Source organism: Nitrospirillum goiasense, from assembly GCF_034427435.1.
Taxonomy (GTDB): domain Bacteria; phylum Pseudomonadota; class Alphaproteobacteria; order Azospirillales; family Azospirillaceae; genus Nitrospirillum.
On the sequence record NZ_JAXQNP010000002.1, the window covers coordinates 162,522 to 180,034 of the forward strand.

The window sequence follows — 17,513 nt, forward strand, 5'->3', positions numbered from 1 at the left end:
TCAGGAAGCCAAGGGATTGAAGGGGTCAGGGGCGAGATGAGCAACCAAGTGGCATTCCGGGACGCGCCGTTCCAACTGCGCGGCAGCAACTTCACCATGATGGTGCTGAAGGTATCCGACCCGCATGCCCAGAATTTCTTCTTCGCCCTGTCGGACAAGGTGCGCCAGGCGCCCAATTTTTTCCGCAATGCGCCGGTAGTGCTGGATCTGGACGATCTTCCGCCGGGACAGGGCTTTGATTTCGAGAATTTCTGCGACCTGCTGCGCACCTTGGGCCTGATCGCCGTGGGCCTGCAGGGTGGCACCCGTGAACAGCAGGAGGCGGCGCTGGCCGTCGGCCTGGCCGTGTTCCCGCAGGGGCGCGCGGCGGCGGACGCCGCGCCAGCGGCCCCCCGTCCCGTCGCCGTGGCCGACGCCCCGGCCGCCACGGCGCCCGCCGCCGCCCCGGCGCACGACCTGCCCTACCAAAAGGCCACCCTGCTGGTCAGGGAGAATGTGCGCTCCGGCCGGCAGTTGTACGCCCAGGGCGGCGACCTGGTGGTCATCGGGTCGGTATCCCCGGGGGCCGAGCTGGTGGCCGACGGCAATATCCACGTCTATGGCGCGCTGCGCGGCCGCGCGCTGGCAGGCATGGCGGGCGACCGCAACGCCCGCATCTTCTGCCAAAGCCTGGAGGCGGAGATGGTCTCCATCGCCGGGCTGTACCGGGTGAGCGAGGATCTGGAGAAATCCGTCCTGCGCCGCCAGGTCCAGATTTACCTGGACCAGGGTTTCCTCCACATCGATCCGGTCACCGTCTGACGCACGGCCGGTTTTCCCAGTAACCTTCTTTTCCAAGGGAGACGTTCTTGGCCAAGATCATCGTCATGACATCGGGCAAGGGCGGCGTCGGCAAGACCACCTCATCCGCCGCCTTCGGCACCGGCCTGGCCTTGCGGGGGTTCAAAACCTGCATCATCGATTTCGATGTGGGCCTGCGCAACCTGGACCTGATCATGGGGTGCGAGCGCCGCGTGGTGTTCGACTTCATCAACGTCATCAATGGCGAGGCGCGCCTCAGCCAGGCGTTGATCAAGGACAAGCGGGTGGAGAACCTGTACATCCTCCCCACCTCGCAGACCCGTGACAAGGACGCCCTGACTGAGCAGGGGGTCGAGAAGATCCTGGAAGAGCTCAAGAAAGAGTTCGACTACATCATCTGCGACAGCCCGGCCGGCATCGAGCGCGGCGCCCTGATGGCGCTGTACTTCGCCGACCATGCCATCATCGTGACCAACCCCGAGGTTTCCTCGGTGCGGGACAGCGACCGCATCCTGGGCGTCATCCAGGCCAAGTCGCGCCGTGCCGAAAAGGGCGAAGCCCCGGTGCAGGAACACCTGCTGGTCACCCGCTATGACCCGGAGCGGGTCGAGAAGGGCGAGATGCTGAAGGTCGAGGACGTGCTGGAGATTCTGGCCATCCCGCTGCTGGGCATCATCCCGGAAAGCCCCGCCGTGCTGCGCGCCAGCAACGTCGGCATGCCCGTGGTGCTGGACGACAAGTCCAACGCCGGCCAGGCTTACTCCGACGCCGTCGGCCGCTTCCTGGGCGAGACGATCGAGCACCGCTTCGTCAAAGTGGAGAAGAAGGGCTTCTTCGACCGGCTGCTGCGGAGGACCGCATGAGCATTTTCGATTTCTTCCGCACGCCCAAGAAAGCGTCCGCGGCCGACCAGGCCAAGGAACGCTTGCAGATCGTCCTGGCCCACGAGCGGGCCGGCCGCGATAGCCCCGACTTCCTGCCCCAGCTGCAGAAAGAGCTGCTGGACGTCATCAAGAAGTACGTCTCCATCGACGACGACAAGGTGGCGGTGAAGCTGGATCGGGCCAGTGGCTATTCCACGCTGGAGGTCAACGTGGAACTTCCCGCACCCGCCAAGGGCGCGGCCCGCGCGGCGGCCGGCAAGGTCGCGGCGACCGGGAACGCTTGATCGTTTCCCCTCAGGCGCCGGGCGGCCGCATCCGCAGCCTTGGCTATCCTCGTTCCGCCCTGCGGTGCTCACTCCGGGGCCAGCGGCCGCTGGCCTGGGGAGAGCGGGTGGATATGAACTCGGCAGAGGCCGGTCCGTTTGGGCCGGCCTCTGTCGTTTTCAGGAGGCGTCGTTTCAGGCGGCGTCCGCCCGGCTTTCCTGCTGATGGACCACCTGCTGGCGCAGCTTGACCGCCAGGGCCGTGGCCTGGGCGTCATCGAAGCCGTCCAGCGCCTCCAGCACCGCCTCGCGCAACTCGGGATGACGGGCGGCGCGGCGCAGGGCCACCAGGCTGTCGGCGTCCACGCCGACATGGTCCATGACCGAAACCAAGGCCGCCACCGTCTCCCGCGTCGGTGCCGCTGTCACCAGTTGCGCCAGGTCGGCGCGCACGGTGGGGCGGCCCAGCCGGCCCAGGGCGCAGACGGCGCCGGTGGCCACCATCCGGTCGGGATCGGCGCGCAACCGTTCCAGGGCATCGATGACGGGAAACTCCGCCTGGCGCACGCAGCGGCAGGCGGCCGCCCGCGCCGCCGCGTCGGCATTGCCCAACAGGCGCAGCAGCACCTTGCGATCCAAGGCCACCTCCAGCCGAACGGCGGCCCCCAGCGCCGCCACCTCCACCGACCCCGCCAGACCGGCGCCCCCCAGCAGGCCGGCGACGATGGCGGTGGCCTGCGGCCCGCCGATGGCGGCAAGCGCGTCCAGCACTACCACCGGTTCCCGTCCGCTGAGACCGTAGCCGGCCAGACGCTTGAGACGCTGCCCCAGCAGAGGCACGGCGGCCGTCAGCCGGCGGCGACCAGCCTCCGCGATCAGGGGCAAAGCCTTGCTGAGCGGGGCGTCGGGCAACCGCGCCAGCAGGGCCGCATCATCAAGCTCGGCCGGGGCCGGCTCGGCGGGGGGCGGGGCCGCAAGGGCGTGGGCGGGTTAATGGCCGCAGGGAGCGGCGCGCCGAACAGGTCCATCTGGGCCTGAGGGGAGGCGTCGCCCGCTTTAGCCTTGCGTGTCCTGTTCACCATGGTTCCCTCTTACCCCAGAACGGAACATGATGAGAACATAAGTGGGCATAATTGGCAACACTGTCCCTGGCGGCGTCACGCCTTCGCCGGTCTCTCGGCGAAGGTGTATTCGGGGCCGGGGAAGCGGCGGGCGCGGACGTCCTCGGCATAGGCCTGGGCGGCCGCGCCGACCTGGGCCGCCAGATCGGCGTAGCGCTTCACGAACTTGGGCGTGAAGTCGGCGAACAGGCCCAGCATGTCATCCGACACCAGCACCTGGCCATCACACGCGGCGCTGGCGCCGATGCCGATGGTGACCACGGGCACCAGCTCCGTCACCTGGCGGGCCAGCGGTTCCACCACGCCCTCGATCACCAGGGAGAAGGCGCCGGCCTCGGCCACGGCCCGCGCGTCGCCCAGAATCTTGGCCTGCTCCGCTTCCCCCCGGCCACGGGCGCGATAGCCGCCCAGCGCGTTCACCGCCTGCGGCGTCAGGCCGACATGGCCCATGACGGGGATGCCCCGACGCACCAGAAAGTCGATGGTGGCGGCCATCTCCTCCCCCCTTCCAGCTTCACGGCGGCGGCACCCGTCTCGGCCAGGATGCGGGCGGCGGTGCGGAAGGCCTGCTCCGGACTTGCCTGATAGCTGCCGAAGGGCAAGTCCACCACCACGGCGGCATGGGCGGAGCCGCGCACCACGGCGGCGCCATGGGCCACCATCATGTCAACGGTGACGCCCAGGGTGCTGGGCAGGCCGTACAGGACCATGCCCACGCTGTCGCCCACCAGCAGCAGGTCGCAATGCGGATCCAGCAGGCCCGCCATGGGGGCGGTGTAGGCCGTCAGGCAAACCACGGGCGTGCCCCCCTTGCGGGCGGCGATGTCAGGCACGCTAAGGCGTTTCACGGCGGCGGTGGCGCTCATCCCGGTACCGATCCTTCAAGGACGTTTCGGGCCGCATCCCTACACCAAAGCATGGGCGGGCGCCAATGAATGGCGACAGCGTCGCACCCGGCGCAGCACACCCACCCTCGTGACGCGCCGGGAACTTCGCTATGGTCATCCTTCTTCCTCATCGCTTTCCCCGATTCAGCACGAAAAGGCGCCGCATGCAGTCCGCGGTCGACGCGAGCAAAGACAAGTGGCCAGAGCCCTCGACCGGGTCCATGGCCAGCGTGCCGGTCGCCGGCGGGTTCTGGCGCAAGCTGCTGGCCTTCTCCGGTCCCGGCTACCTGGTGGCCGTGGGCTATATGGACCCCGGCAACTGGGCGACCGACATCGCTGGCGGGTCGCGGTTCGGCTACACCCTGCTGTCTGTCATCCTGCTGTCCAGCCTGATGGCCATGCTGCTCCAGGCGTTGTCGGTGCGCCTGGGCATCGCCAGCGGCCGCGACCTGGCGCAGCTGTGCCGGGAGCGCTATGGCCCCCGCACCGCCGTCGTGCTGTGGGTGCTGTGTGAGATCGCCATCGTCGCCTGCGACATCGCGGAGGTCATCGGCTCCGCCATCGCGCTGAAGCTGCTGTTTGGCCTGCCCCTGATCGTGGGCGCCATCATCACCGCCTTCGACAGCCTGTTGATCCTGGCCCTGCAGAATCGGGGCGTGCGCCGGCTGGAGGCTTTCATCCTGGGCCTGATCACCCTGATCGGCCTGTGCTTCCTGGCGGAGGTGGCGTTGAGCCGGCCGGCCCTGGGCGCCGTGCTGGCCGGCTTCGTGCCCACGGCCGACCTGCTGAGCGATCCGGCCAAGCTGTACGTGGCGGTGGGCATCCTGGGCGCCACCGTCATGCCCCACAACCTCTACCTCCATTCCGCCGTGGTGCGCACCCGCGCCTTCATCCAGGACGAGGCGGGCCGGCGCGAGGCCATCCGCTTCGCCACGCTGGACAGCACGGTGGCCCTGTCCATCGCCTTTTTCATCAACGCCGGCATCCTGATCCTGGCGGCGGCGGCCTTCCACGGCCAGGCGCTGGTGGATGACATCGAGGAAGCCTATCGCCTGCTGTCCCCCATGCTGGGGGCGCCGCTGGCCAGCCTGCTGTTCGCGGTGGCCCTGCTGGCGGCCGGCCAGAACTCCACCGTCACGGCCACGTTGGCGGGCCAGGTGGTGATGGAGGGCTTCGTGGCACTGCGGCTGAAGCCGGTGTGGCGGCGGTTGGTGACCCGCCTGCTGGCCCTGGTGCCCACGGTGCTGGTGCTGGCCGTGGCGGGCGAATCGGCCGCCACGGCCCTGCTGATCTTCACCCAGGTGGTGTTGAGCCTGCAGTTGCCCTTCGCCGTCATCCCCCTGGTCCGGTTCTGCGGCGACCGGCGCATCATGGGCGGCCTGGCGGCGTCCCGCGCCACGCTGGCCGCCGCCTGGGCGGTGGCTGGCATCATCGTCCTGCTGAACGGGGTGCTGATCGTCCAGACGGTCACGGGCTGAGCGGCCGCGCCAGCGGAGGGCTACAGCCCGAACGGACGGCGGAAGATGTCCTGATGAGGGACCGGAAAGCCTTGCCGGGCGGCCTGCTCGCGCAAGGCGGCGGCGATGCCCGCCATGGGGCCGGACCAGTCGTTCATCCGCGTCTGCCGGAAAAGCCGGGCCGTGGGATACCAGGGGCTGTCCATCCGGTCGCGCATCCAGCGCCAATCGGGGCGGTTGGAAATCAGCAGCCAGACGGGCTTGCCCATGGCGCCGGCCAGATGGGCGACCGAAGTATCGACGGTGATCACGATGTCCAGGTGCGCGATGACGGCGGCCGTATCGCCATAGTCTTCCAGCAGGCCGCTCAAATCCACGACCTGGCCGGGGGGCAGCTTTTCCACATCGGCGGCGCGGGGACCGACCTGCAGGCTGTACCAGCGCACACCGGGCACCGCCCAGAGGGGCGCCAATGCCCCCAGGTCCTGAATGGACCGGTGGCGGTCGCCCTTATGGCCGGGGTTGCCGGCCCAGACCAGGCCGACCCGAAGCGGGGGCACACCGGCACCGCCCAGGCCTGCCTCCCCTTCCGCCGCGAACCAGCCGCGCCAGCGGTCCATGGCCGCGGCTGGCGGCCTGATGTAGGGGATCGCGGCCGGTATGGTTTCCAGGGTGGTGCCCAGCAGGTGAGGCAGGCTGAGCAAGGGGGCGTGAACGTCGCAGCTGTCCGGCAGCTCGTCGTCCACGAGCAGGGCATCCACCCCCGCCACGGTGGCCATCACGCCGGCCAGCGCGCGCGGCACGCGCAGCACGATCTGGGACGGCGGACCAGAACGGCCGGGGCCGCCCCACCAGCGGCGGTCGGCGTAGCGGCTGAACTGGATGAGATCGCCGATGCCTTGCTCGCAATGCAGGGTCAAGACGCGCCCGGTGATGTCCTCCCCCGCGCGCCAGGCCCGTTCGGGCATCACATCCCACAGCCGGATTTCATGCCCGTCTCTCAGGCGCCACTCATATTCCGCCCAGCCCTTCTCAAACTCGCCCATCTGGAGGCAGGCCATGCCCAGGTTCATGTGAGCGGTGGCGAAATCGGGCTTGCAGGCGATGGCACGACGCAGCGATGCCTGGGCCTCCGCCATGCGGCCGGCATCCATCAGCACGATGCCCAGGGTGTTGTGCAGGTCGGCATTGCGGGGGGCGAGCGCCACGCCCTGCATCGCCACGGCGATGGCCTCGGCCTGGTGGTCCAGCCCATGCAGGGCCGCGGCGGCCACATTCAGCGCCAGTTCGTTATCCGGCTGCATGGCCAGCCCCCGGCGGGCATAGTCCAGCGCCTCCTCCAGCCGATTCTGGCCCTGGAGGGCGACGGCCAGGCAAACCAGGGCATCAAGGGATCGGGGGTCCCGAAGCAAGGCACGGCGCCCCAACGCCTCCACCTCGTCCCAGCAGCGACGCTCCATGAGGCAGCCCGACAGGGCGTGGATGGCGTCCGTCAGGCCCCCGTCCAGGTCCAGGGCCCGCTGGAAGGCCTGGATGGCGCCGTCCAAATCCTTCAGATCGCGCAGCGCGATCCCCAGGCAGGCGTGGGCCAAGGCCATGTCGGGCCGAAGCTCCAGGGCGCGGCGCGCGGCGGCGGCGGCCTCCACCAGGACGCCGGTGGCCTGCAGCGCCATGCTGAGGTTGCACCAGTGGCCGGCTTCATCGGGGGCCAGGACGACGGCCCGCCGGTAGGCGGCCACGGCCTCGTCCATCCGTCCCAGGGCCCGTAGGGCATTGCCCAGATTGCCTTGCGCATCGGCATAATCAGGCCACAGGGCGAGCGCCTGGGCATAGGCATCCGCCGCCGGCTGCCAGCGCCCCGCCGCGAAGTGGTCATTGCCGGCGACGTTCAAGGCCGCCGCCGCGTCGCGCCCGGCCGGCTGTGCCGCCAATGGCTGTTCGGCACAGGGTGCTGCGACCGGCACGGCCCCCGCCTGGGCCTGGGCCAAATTCAGGTTGGCGCGGGCGGCCGCGAAATCCGCCTGCGCGGCCAGGGCGCGGCTGAAGGCATCGATCGCGGCCTCGCCGTAACCCATGCGCATCAGCGCGACGCCCAGATTGTTCCAGGCGGAGGCGTCATGGGGCGCGGCGGTCACGACCGCGTGGAAATGGGCCGCCGCCTTTTCCCATTGGCTGTTCACCAGCAAATTGTGCCCGTCGTCGCCCACGACCGCCCCTTTCCACCGCCTGTCGGTCGCCAACACTGTAATGCAACAGGGGCGCCGATGATAACACCGACGCCCCGTCCATTAGCATTTCCGCGATACCGCGAAAAAGGTCAATCAAACGCCTCGTCCCAGCTGCCGCCGGTGGCGGCCTTGCTGTATTCGGTGGCGCGGTTCTCGAAGAAATTGGCGTGTTCCACGCCGTTCAGCATGACGTCCATCCACGGCAGCGGATTCTTCTCCACGCGATAGATGGGCTGCAACTCCAGCTGCACCAGGCGACGGTCGGCGATCCAGCGGATGTACTGCTTCACGTCCTCGGCCGTCAGGCCCTGAACCCCGCCCATCTCGAACGCCAGGTCGATGAAGGCGTCCTCGTGCGCCACGATGGTGGAGCAGGCGACGTAGAGTTCCTTCTGGAACGCCTCCGTCCAAATCTCCTGGTTCTCCGCGACGAAGGTGCGGAACAGGCGGATGGCGGATTGGGTGTGCAGCGTCTCGTCGCGCACCGACCAGGTCACGATCTGCCCCATGCCCTTCATCTTGTTGAAGCGCGGGAAGTTCATGAGGATGGCGAAGGAGGCGAACAGCTGCAGGCCTTCGGTGAAGGCGCCGAACACCGCCAGGGTCTTGGCGATGTTGGCGGGGTTGTCCACCGTGAATTCCTGCATGTAGTCGTACTTGTCCTTCATCTCCTTGTAGTGGAGGAAGGCGGAGTACTCCACCTCGGGCATGCCGATGGTGTCCAGCAGATGGCTATAAGCCGCGATGTGGATGGTTTCGATGTTGGAGAAGGCCGAGAGCATCATCTGCACCTCGGTCGGCTGGAACACCGCCGCGTACTTCTTCATGTAGCAGTTGTTCACCTCGACGTCAGCCTGGGTGAAGAACCGGAAGATCTGGGTCAGCAGGTTGCGCTCGCCGTCCGACAGCTTCTGCCGCCAGTCCTTCACGTCATCGGCCAGCGGCACCTCCTCCGGCATCCAGTGCAGGCGCTGCTGCGTCAGCCAGGCCTCATAGGCCCAGGGATAGCGGAAGGGCTTGTAGACGGGGTTCGGGGTCAGAAGCTGGCTGGGCACGGGCGAAATCCGTTCGTCTAAACATCGTTGGTAAAAGAATCAGAACCAGCCTGACGACTTGGTCAGCGCCTCGAACGGCGCCATCATCGCGGCCAGGAACTCATCGGCGGTCACTTTGCCGTCATGGTCGGTGTCCCACTGGTCGAACTTGCGCAGCGACTGGGCGCGCAGTTCCTCCCGCGTCACCCGGAAATCGCTGTCGGTGTCGGCCGACATCACGGGGTCCAACCCCACCTGCAGCCGCACCCGGGACCCCTGATACCGCTGCCCTTCCGGCGCCGCTTCCACGGAGTCCGGCTGGACGGTGCGGGCCTGGGCCCCGAGAAGGGAGGTCACCGGATGGGGCTGCGGCCGGAAAGGCTGGGACAGGCGGTACTTTTCCAGTTCGGCCGAGGTGATGCTGCCGTCATGGTCCAGGTCGAACAGGTCGAAGCTGCGGTCCGCATCGGCCAGGACCTCGTCCCGGGTCAGGACGCCGTCGTGGTTGGCGTCCGTCTTGTGGAACCAGAGCAACAACACCGTCTTGTACTGCAACTGGCTGCCCGAGGGCGGCCCCAGGATTTGCCCGGACGGGCTGACCGGCACCAATTGAAGGTAGGGGTTGACGGGCATGTCATGCCCGCCGCATCCCACCAGACCGACGCCCATGGCACCCACCAGGGCGGCACCGGCCAGTACCCTCAAAACCCGCATGCGACATCCCCGCCAGCATCGATGGACCGATCGAACGACCGGCCCGTTGCGTCGACCGGCCAACCGGTCGGTCACTGGCAGGCCAGGCATTCCTCGTAATTATTCGTTTCCACGGCCGCCGGGGCGCTGGCTTTCGCATCCGTCTTCTTGGCCACCACGGCGCCGATGTCGGCTTCCGCCCGCTGGATGGACATGGAGCGGAGATAATAGAGGCTCTTCACCCCCTTCTTCCAGGCCTGGAAATGGATCTGGTGCAGATCGCGCTTATGCACGTCGGCCGGCAGGAAGATGTTCAGGCTCTGCGACTGGCAGATGAAGGGGGTACGGTCGGCCGCATGCTCGATCAGCCAGCGCTGGTCCAGCTCGAACGCCGTCTTGAAGATGTCGCGCTCCATGTCCGACAGGAAGTCCAGGTGCTGGACGGAACCGCCGTTCAGCGTGATGGACGACCAGGTGTCCTCGTCATTGCGGCCATAGGTGGCCAGGGTCTGCTCCAGGTACTTGTTCCGCACCGAGAACGACCCCGACAGGGTCTTGTGGTTGAAGGCGTTGGCCGCCAGGGGCTCGATGCCCGGGGAGGCGCCGCCGCAGATGATGGAGATGCTGGCGGTGGGCGCGATGGCGATCTTGTTGGAGAAGCGCTCCTCCGAGCCATAATCGGCGGCGTCGGGGCACGGCCCGCGTTCGCGACCCAGCTTCAGCGACGCCTCGTCGGCCTGCCGCTTGATGTGGGCGAACATGCGCTTGTTCCACACCTTGGCCATCACGCCCTCGAGCGGCAGGCCCTGGCTTTGCAGGAAGCTGTGGTAGCCCATGACACCCAGGCCCACCGAGCGCTCGCGCATGGCGGAATAGCGGGCGCGCTCCATATCGTCCGGCGCCTTCTCGATGAAGTCGGTCATGACGTTGTCGAGGAAGCGCAGCGTGTCCTCGATGAAGGTCGGGTGGTCCTGCCACTCCAGGAAGTATTCCAGGTTCAGGGACGACAGGCAGCAGACCGCCGTCCGCTCATTGCCCAGTTGGTCCAGCCCGGTGGGCAGCGTGATCTCGCTGCACAGGTTGGACATCTTCACCGACAAGCCGGCCAGCTTGTGGTGTTCGGGCATGGCGCGGTTCACATGGTCGATGAACAGCAGGTAGGGCTCACCCGTCTCGATGCGGGCGGTCAGGATGCGAATCCACAAGGACCGGGCGGAGATGCGGCGGATGACCGAGCCATCCTTGGGGCTGGTCAGCGCCCACTCCCCATCCGCCTCGACCGCGCGCATGAAGGCGTCGGGGATGACCACGCCGTGGTGCAGGTTCAGCGCCTTGCGGTTCGGATCGCCACCGGTGGGGCGGCGCATCTCGATGAATTCCTCGATCTCGGGGTGCGAAACCGGCAGGTAGGTGGCGGCCGAGCCACGGCGCAGGCTGCCCTGGCTGATGGCCAGGGTCAGGCTGTCCATGACGCGGATGAAGGGCACCACGCCGGAGGTCTTGCCGTTGCCGCCGACCTTCTCACCGATGGAGCGCAGGTTGCCCCAGTAGCTGCCGATGCCGCCGCCGCGCGAGGCCAGCCAGACATTCTCATTCCAGAGGTCGACGATGCCCTTCAGGCTGTCGTTGCACTCATTGAGGAAGCAGCTGATGGGCAGGCCGCGCGAGGTGCCGCCGTTGGACAGCACCGGGGTGGCCGGCATGAACCACAGCTTGGAAATGTAATCGTACAGGCGCTGGGCATGGGCCGCGTCGTCGGCGTAGTAGCTGGCGACGCGCGCGAACAGGTCCTGGAAGCTTTCGCCCGGCAGCAGGTAGCGGTCGGTCAAGGTGGCCTTGCCGAACGCCGTCAAAAGATCGTCACGGGAATGATCCACAACGACCGCCGGACGGTTAGCAACTTGAATCCTGCCGAAAACGTCTCCGTCCCGCATGACTTATCCCCAGGCTGTGTATGAATTGCGCTGTGGATAACCGAGGACCGGACACCACATCTAGCGGCAACGAGCGCTGATCCTACCAAATCGTGACAGTCCGCCAACTGAATTTAAGGAATAGGACTCAAAAAAAATTCTTGCACGCCGCCGCTGTTGCCGTTCAGCCGCGAAACAGCCCGTTGCGTCGGAATTTCCCAGGCAAACCGCGGCCCGCATGCACTATCCTAGGGTGGGCCATGGTTAACGACGGCGCGGCCTTCCCGCGGGGCGGGCGGGTCACCCTGTACCCTGGAGATAGCCTGATGTTCATCGCGTGCTCGAATCTCATCGTCCCCAACCCCCCTATATCTTGTGCGGGAATCGCGGTGGGGGACATAGATGGTGATGGCCGGTTCGATTTCGTGGTGATTTGCGCCGACGCGCCCAACCGGGTGCTGAGCTGGGACGGCGGCGCCCTGGTGGAGCATCCGGCCGGCCCCCTGGCCGACGCCAAGGCCTGCGCCCGGGCGGCGCTGTTCGCCGACATGGACGGCGACGGGCGCGAGGAGCTCTACATATTGAACGACCCGACGGCGCCGGGGGCCGCCGGCGCCCTGCCCACCCCGGACCGGCTGTTCGCCTGCTTCGGCAACCGCTGGGTCGACCTAGCCGCCTTGCCGGAGAACTTCGCCGCCGCCAACCGGGCGCCCGGCACCACGCTCGCCTGCCTGGACCGCCTGGGCAGTGGCCGCTATGGCATCGTCGTCGGCGGCCAGGGCACGCCCCTGCAATTGTTCGAACTGGACCGCCGCGGACGACTGCGTGAAATGGCCGAGGAGGCCGGCCTGGATATCGAGGCCGATGCCCGTTTGCTGCTGGGCTCCTGCCTCACCGGCTCATTGCCGGACCTGTTCGTCGGCTGCGCCAATAGCCCCAACCTGTTGTTCCGCAATCTGGGCGGCGGCCAGTATGAGGAGATCGCGGAGGAGCTGGGACTGGATGCCCCCGCAGGAACGGCCAGCGCCGCCACCATCCTGGATGCCGATGGCGACGGCCTGGTGGACCTGGTCCTGGGCACCGTCGATGGGGCGCAGCGCCTGTTCCAGCACCGCGCCGGCGGCGGATTCGTCGACGTCACGCCGCCGGAAATGGCACAGCCGGGCCCCGTGCGCGCCATCATCGCCGCCGACTTCGACAACGACGGCTATGAGGAGCTGTTCTTCAACCTTCATGGCCAGCCCAACCGGCTGTTCGCCTGGCGGGAAGACCGCTGGGTGTCCATCGATGTGGGCGACGCGGCGGAGCCGGACGGCCTGGGCACCGCCGCCGTCGTGGCCGACATCGATGGCGATGGCCAGTTGGAACTGCTGCTGGGCCACGGCGATGGCGAGGCGCAGCCCCTGTCGCTGTTCCTGGCATCCCCCACCGGCAACAACTGGCTGCGCGTCCTGCCCCTGACCGCCGGCGGGGCGCCGGCCCGCGGCGCCACCGTCTGCCTGACGGCGGGCGGGCGGCGCCAGTTGCGCAGCATCACCAGCGGCTCAGGCGGGCCCTACCAGCGCGAGCCGGTGGCCCACTTCGGGCTGGGCGACCTCACCCAGGTGGACCTGCTGGAGGTCACCTGGCCCGATGGCGCCACGCTGAAGCTGGAGCAGCCGGACCTGTGCCGGCTGATGGTGGTGCATCATCCCAGCCTGGGCCAGCAGCCGACCTGCTGACCCCCGGCAGGAGACCTGCCGTCAGGACGGCGCCACCACCGGCGCCGACCGGCGGGTTCGGCCCAGGGTCAGCCCATAGAACCGGGCCACCATGACGGCATAGGCGCCCCAGGCGACGCCATAGAGGCCGACGCTGACGGCATAGCTGGCCGCGATCTCGACGGGATCGGTCAGGCGGCTGAAGATCAAGGTGATCAGGGACGGCAGCACGGTCAGCAGGCTGAGCGCCGTCAGCCGCAGGGACACGCCCCGGGTGGCGACCCAGCCCTGGCGGAAGGAGGCGACGCCACCGACCGCCAGGGGCACCACCCCCACCATCAGGCGGCCGTAGATGCCCGCCATGATCAGGACAGGCGGCAGCGCGGCCAGCACGGCCAGGCCGTTCATGACCGCCGTCGGCATCTCCATCCCCAGCGCCACCAGGGCGCTCTGGATCAGGCTCAGCAGCGGCAGCAGAAAGACCAGCACCGGCAAGGTGGTCACGGCCGCCGCCAACGACCAGACGAAATAGGCCAGCTCCCGACGCCCCAGGCTGGGGCTGAGAAAGGCCACGCCGTCATCGGCCAGGAGCACCCAACGCGCCCACCAGACCTGCATGCGGATGAAAAACCAGGCGTTGAAGAAGGTGGGGATGAGATAGAGGGGCAGGACCTCGTTTTCCCACGCGTCCTCCAGCGCCGGGTTGGCCGGCCGCGGATAGGTCAGCGCCAGGATGACGTACAACGCCATCATCACCAGGGCCGGCATGCCGGCGAAACGCGCGGTACGCCCGGGGTCGGACAAGACCTCCCGGAACGCGGCCGCCGCCTCATGCCAGACCGCCGGCTTGCGCCGCATATCCTCCATAACCACCCAACCCTCGACTACCGTCCCGCCGCCCGGGAGAATGCCGGATCGCGCCGGCCGTGGCGAAGCGTTATGTTGCCGCGCCCCGCCGGCGGCGGCATCTTTCGCCAAGGTTCTATCCCGATGCGCCACCCTGTTCTCGTCATCCGTGCCGAAACCTTTCCCATCCGCGGCACCTTCCGCATCTCCCGCGGCGCCAAGACGGAAGCCCAGGTGGTGGTGGCGGAGGTGACCGCCGAGGGACCGCGCGGCCCCGTCACCGGCCGGGGCGAATGCGTGCCCTATGCCCGCTATGGCGAGACGGTGGCGGGGGTGATGGCGGCGCTGGACGCCCAGGGCGCCGCCGTGGCCGCCGGGTTGACCCGCGCGGAATTGCAGACGCGCCTGCCGCCGGGCGCCGCCCGCAACGCCCTGGACTGCGCCCTGTGGGATTTGGAGGCCAAGCTGGCGGGCACGCCGGTGTGGCGCCTGGCCGGCCTGACGGCGGCGCCGGGCCCCGTGTCGACCGCCTTCACCCTGTCGGTGGACACGCCGGAGAATATGGGCCGGGCGGCAGCGGCAGCCCGCCACTGCCCCTTGCTCAAACTGAAACTGACGGGTGAGGGCGATCTGGAGCGGGTGGCGGCGGTGCGGGAAAACGCGCCCCTGTCCCGGCTGATGGTGGATGCCAACGAAGGCTGGAGCCTGGACCAGCTCGACCACTACGCCCCGCGCCTGGCGGCCTTGGGCGTGGAACTGCTGGAGCAGCCGCTATCGGCGGGACGCGACGCGGAGCTGACCGACTACAGGTGCCCTATCCCGTTGGGCGCCGACGAGTCCGTGCATGGGCTAGACAGCCTGGAGGCCCTGGTGGGCCGCTACCAGGTGGCCAACATCAAGCTGGACAAGACCGGTGGCCTGACCGAGGCGCTGGCCCTGAAGGCGGCATGCGAGGCGGCGGGCTTGCGGGTCATGGTGGGGTGCATGGTGGCCACCTCCCTCTCCATGGCGCCGGCGCACCTCCTGGCACAGGGTGCCGCCTTCGTCGACCTGGACGGTCCCTTGCTGCTGGCCCGGGACCGGACGCCGGGCATCTTCTATGACGGCACCACGGCGGCACCACCGCCGCCGGATCTGTGGGGATAAGCGCGGCGCCGGTCTGCAGGCGGCCGGCGATCCCCCGCGACCCTTTCCCGCACCCCCGCCAAATGGCATCCCCCTGCGGGCCTACGCCCAAGGGCGCACTTCGCTTTTGGCCTAAAAGAGGATTAACTCCCAGCCTGGCAAGTAAAACGTCTGGTAGGGTTATGTTAAATCGCATTCTGGGCCGGGAGCAGGGAGAGCAGCGGGAAGAATTGGCCCGTCTGCGCGCCGAAAACGCCGCCCTCAAGGCTGAAAACGCCTTACTGAACCGTCTGTCCGTCCCGGCGCCCTTGCTGGCGTTCGTGCAGGATGGCGACTTGCGTTATGTTTGGGCCAAGGGTCCGGTGGCCGCTTTCGGTCCCGGCGTGCTGGGCCTGACCGACCTGGACATCCGCAACGGCCGCGGAAAAAGCGCCGAGGGGTTCACCACCCTGCATGCCATCAAGGGCCGCATCCTGGAAACCGGCCGGGGCGAGCGGCACATGTTCCGCCTGGAAATCCCCGGCGAGACGGAAAGCCGCCTGTACGACCTGGTGCTGGAACCCCATCGCGAGGCCGATGGCCGCGTCGTCGGCATCGTCGGCCTGGGCCTGGACATCACGGTGGAAGCCGCGCGCCGCGGCGCCGTGGCCCTGGCGGAGGCCCAGGCGGTGAAGGCGGAGGCGGAGCGGGCCAACCGGGCCAAGTCCCGCTTCCTGGCCGCCGCCAGCCATGACCTGCGCCAACCCTTCCAGGCCATGCGCCTGTTCCTGCACCTGCTGGAGGCCCGCCTGACCGAGGACGCCCAGCGCGACCTGGCGGCCAAACTGACGGAGTCGCTGGACGCCACCGAGGACTTGCTGAACGCCCTGGTCCAGATCTCGGCGCTGGAGGCCGCGACCGTCACGCCCGCGCCGACGCGTTTCGCCCTGTCCACGGTGATGGAGCGATTGGCGGGTGAGTTCCGGCCCCTGGCCGCAGCCAATGGCGTCCGCCTGCGCTGCGTCGCCACCAGCGCCCAGGTCGACAGCGACCCGGTGCTGATCGACCGCATGGTGCGCAACCTGATCGTCAACGCCGTGCGCCACACCCGCGAGGGCGGCATCCTCATCGGCTGCCGCCGCCAAGGGGGTAGCGTGCAGTTGCAGGTGTGGGACACCGGCTGCGGCATCCCGGCGGACCAGGTGCCCTTCATCTTCGACGAATTCTATCGGGGCGAGACGGTCGCCTGCGCTTCTGGCGGCCCCTCCGGTGGAACCGCGAAGGGCGCCCAGAACAAGCGGGACGCCCAGCATGGGCTGGGCCTGGGCTTGGCCATCGTCAAGAAAACGGCGACCCTGCTGGGGCTGACCGTGACGGTCGTCTCCACCCCCAATCGGGGTTCCGGCTTCACCATCACCTTGCCCCTGGCGGAGCCGGCGCGTGCCGCCCCGCCCCGCCCCGTCATGGCGGGCCCGGTCCTGGTCGGCGAAGCGCCGCCCACGGCCGCCACGCCGGTCAAGGAACCCCCGTCCGCCCCGCCCCCCGTGCGGGAGCCCGCCGCCGAACCGCCGGTGACGGAGCCGCCGGCCAAGGAAAAGGAAACGCCGCCCGATCCGACCGGGCAGCAGGCTCCGGGCGGCGCGCTGGTGGCCTTGCTGGAGGACGACCCGCTCCAATTGGCGGCGCTGGAGGCCATGGTGGAGGATTGGGGCTGCGTGCCCCTGGCCGCCCCGACGCCCGAGGCGCTGTTCGAGGGATTGGCCAAGGCCGGGGCGGCGCCGCGCCTGGTGATTTCCGACAATCGCCTGCCGGGAAACCGGCGTGGCATGGACATCATCGCCGACATCCGCGCCCGCTACGGCGCCGAGGTGGGTGGCATGCTGGTCACGGGGGACACCGACCCCCAGTTGATGGAGCAGGCCGCCGCCGTAGGCGTGGTCGTGGCCCACAAACCCATCGCCCCGCCCCGCCTGCAGCGCATGGTGGCGGACGCGCTGGAACGCGGGACCGGACAAACTGCCACGGGCGGCGGCCGGGGAGCCGCCGCGCCCGGCCCAGGCGTCAGTCCCGGAAGTTCTCGTATTGCAGGGGCTGTTCGATCTTAAGGCCCTTCACCAGGCGGATGGCGTCCTGAAGGTCGTCGATCTTCTTGCCGGTGACGCGCAACTCCTCGCCCTGGATCGCGGCCTGGACCTTCATCTTGCTGTCCTTGATGGCCTTGACGATGGTCTTGGCCAGTTCCTTGTCGATGCCTTGCCTGACCTTGACTTCCTGACGGCGGGCGTCGCCGGCGGCCCGCTCATCGGTGCCCCAGTCCAGGCAGCCCACGTCCAGCTTGCGCCGGGTCAGGTGCACCTTCAGCATTTCCTGCATCTGCGACAGCTTGGGCGCGTCATCGGCCACGATGGTGATGACGTTGTCCTTGTGCTCGATGGTGCACTTCGCGCCCTTGAAGTCGAAGCGCTGGCCCAGTTCACGCACCACGCCGGCCACGGCGTTGTCCACCTCGGCTTTGTCGGTCTTGGAAACGATATCGAAGGACGGCATGGCAATCAGGCTCCCACATAAACGGTGATCAACGG

Annotated in this window: 14 protein-coding genes and 1 pseudogene; 7 read left to right on the forward strand and 8 right to left on the reverse strand. The window is 68.3% G+C overall.

Annotated elements, in window-relative coordinates; genetic code table 11:
* Nucleotides 1-36 precede the first annotated feature (36 nt).
* The 3 genes from minC to minE are packed head-to-tail and all read left to right on the forward strand — an operon-like array spanning nt 37 to nt 1,969.
* Nucleotides 37-801, forward strand: a complete 765-nt coding sequence (minC, locus tag ULB03_RS03095; protein WP_322481834.1) for a septum site-determining protein MinC — start codon at nt 37-39, stop codon at nt 799-801.
* A gap of 47 nt (nt 802-848) precedes the next feature.
* On the forward strand, nt 849-1,664 hold the full coding sequence (gene minD / locus ULB03_RS03100) for a septum site-determining protein MinD (RefSeq protein ID WP_322481835.1): 816 nt from the start codon (nt 849-851) through the stop codon (nt 1,662-1,664).
* Nucleotides 1,661-1,969, forward strand: a complete 309-nt coding sequence (gene minE, locus ULB03_RS03105) for a cell division topological specificity factor MinE (RefSeq protein WP_322481836.1) — start codon at nt 1,661-1,663, stop codon at nt 1,967-1,969. Before minD ends, minE begins: the two co-directional genes overlap by 4 nt.
* A 174-nt stretch (nt 1,970-2,143) precedes the next feature.
* On the opposite strand, the gene ULB03_RS03110 is transcribed toward minE, so the two are convergent.
* The gene (locus ULB03_RS03110; RefSeq protein ID WP_322481837.1) at nt 2,144-2,860 is read right to left on the reverse strand and encodes a HEAT repeat domain-containing protein; all 717 of its coding nucleotides are present in this window, start codon (nt 2,858-2,860) and stop codon (nt 2,144-2,146) included.
* Between the two features lie 245 nt (nt 2,861-3,105).
* Nucleotides 3,106-3,935: pseudogene (panB, locus tag ULB03_RS03115) on the reverse strand (3-methyl-2-oxobutanoate hydroxymethyltransferase).
* A 185-nt stretch (nt 3,936-4,120) separates the two neighbouring features.
* Here panB and ULB03_RS03120 point away from each other — a divergent pair.
* Nucleotides 4,121-5,434 carry an Nramp family divalent metal transporter gene (locus ULB03_RS03120; RefSeq protein WP_322481838.1) on the forward strand — a complete coding sequence of 438 codons (1,314 nt, stop codon included), beginning with the start codon at nt 4,121-4,123 and terminating at the stop codon, nt 5,432-5,434.
* Between the two features lie 20 nt (nt 5,435-5,454).
* Here the strand turns inward: ULB03_RS03120 and ULB03_RS03125 are convergent, their stop codons facing one another.
* From ULB03_RS03125 to ULB03_RS03140, 4 genes are all read right to left on the reverse strand, one after another.
* Complete coding sequence (locus ULB03_RS03125; protein ID WP_322481839.1) at nt 5,455-7,620, reverse strand: tetratricopeptide repeat protein; 2,166 nt, start codon at nt 7,618-7,620, stop codon at nt 5,455-5,457.
* 110 nt (nt 7,621-7,730) lie between these two features.
* Complete coding sequence (locus ULB03_RS03130; protein WP_145735985.1) at nt 7,731-8,696, reverse strand: ribonucleotide-diphosphate reductase subunit beta; 966 nt, start codon at nt 8,694-8,696, stop codon at nt 7,731-7,733.
* 39 nt (nt 8,697-8,735) lie between these two features.
* Nucleotides 8,736-9,389 carry an EF-hand domain-containing protein gene (locus ULB03_RS03135; RefSeq protein WP_322481840.1) on the reverse strand — a complete coding sequence of 218 codons (654 nt, stop codon included), beginning with the start codon at nt 9,387-9,389 and terminating at the stop codon, nt 8,736-8,738.
* A 71-nt stretch (nt 9,390-9,460) separates the two neighbouring features.
* Complete coding sequence (locus ULB03_RS03140) at nt 9,461-11,302, reverse strand: ribonucleoside-diphosphate reductase subunit alpha (RefSeq protein WP_322481841.1); 1,842 nt, start codon at nt 11,300-11,302, stop codon at nt 9,461-9,463.
* A 368-nt stretch (nt 11,303-11,670) separates the two neighbouring features.
* Here ULB03_RS03140 and ULB03_RS03145 point away from each other — a divergent pair, with 368 nt between their 5' ends.
* Nucleotides 11,671-13,002, forward strand: coding sequence for a CRTAC1 family protein (locus tag ULB03_RS03145; RefSeq protein WP_322481842.1), 1,332 nt, complete (start codon nt 11,671-11,673; stop codon nt 13,000-13,002).
* Between the two features lie 21 nt (nt 13,003-13,023).
* Here the strand turns inward: ULB03_RS03145 and ULB03_RS03150 are convergent, their stop codons facing one another.
* Nucleotides 13,024-13,839 (reverse strand): hypothetical protein, encoded by an 816-nt coding sequence (locus tag ULB03_RS03150; RefSeq protein WP_322481843.1) that lies wholly within the window; start codon nt 13,837-13,839, stop codon nt 13,024-13,026.
* A 132-nt stretch (nt 13,840-13,971) separates the two neighbouring features.
* Between ULB03_RS03150 and dgcA the strand changes: the two genes are divergently transcribed.
* Nucleotides 13,972-14,973, forward strand: a complete 1,002-nt coding sequence (gene dgcA / locus ULB03_RS03155) for an N-acetyl-D-Glu racemase DgcA (RefSeq protein ID WP_322481844.1) — start codon at nt 13,972-13,974, stop codon at nt 14,971-14,973.
* Between the two features lie 161 nt (nt 14,974-15,134).
* On the forward strand, nt 15,135-17,036 hold the full coding sequence (locus ULB03_RS03160; protein ID WP_322481845.1) for an ATP-binding protein: 1,902 nt from the start codon (nt 15,135-15,137) through the stop codon (nt 17,034-17,036).
* Here ULB03_RS03160 and ULB03_RS03165 read toward each other — a convergent pair.
* Nucleotides 16,993-17,478: a YajQ family cyclic di-GMP-binding protein gene (locus ULB03_RS03165; protein ID WP_145735970.1), complete on the reverse strand. Its 486-nt coding sequence runs from the start codon at nt 17,476-17,478 to the stop codon at nt 16,993-16,995. The genes ULB03_RS03160 and ULB03_RS03165 overlap by 44 nt on opposite strands.
* Nucleotides 17,479-17,513 lie beyond the last annotated feature (35 nt).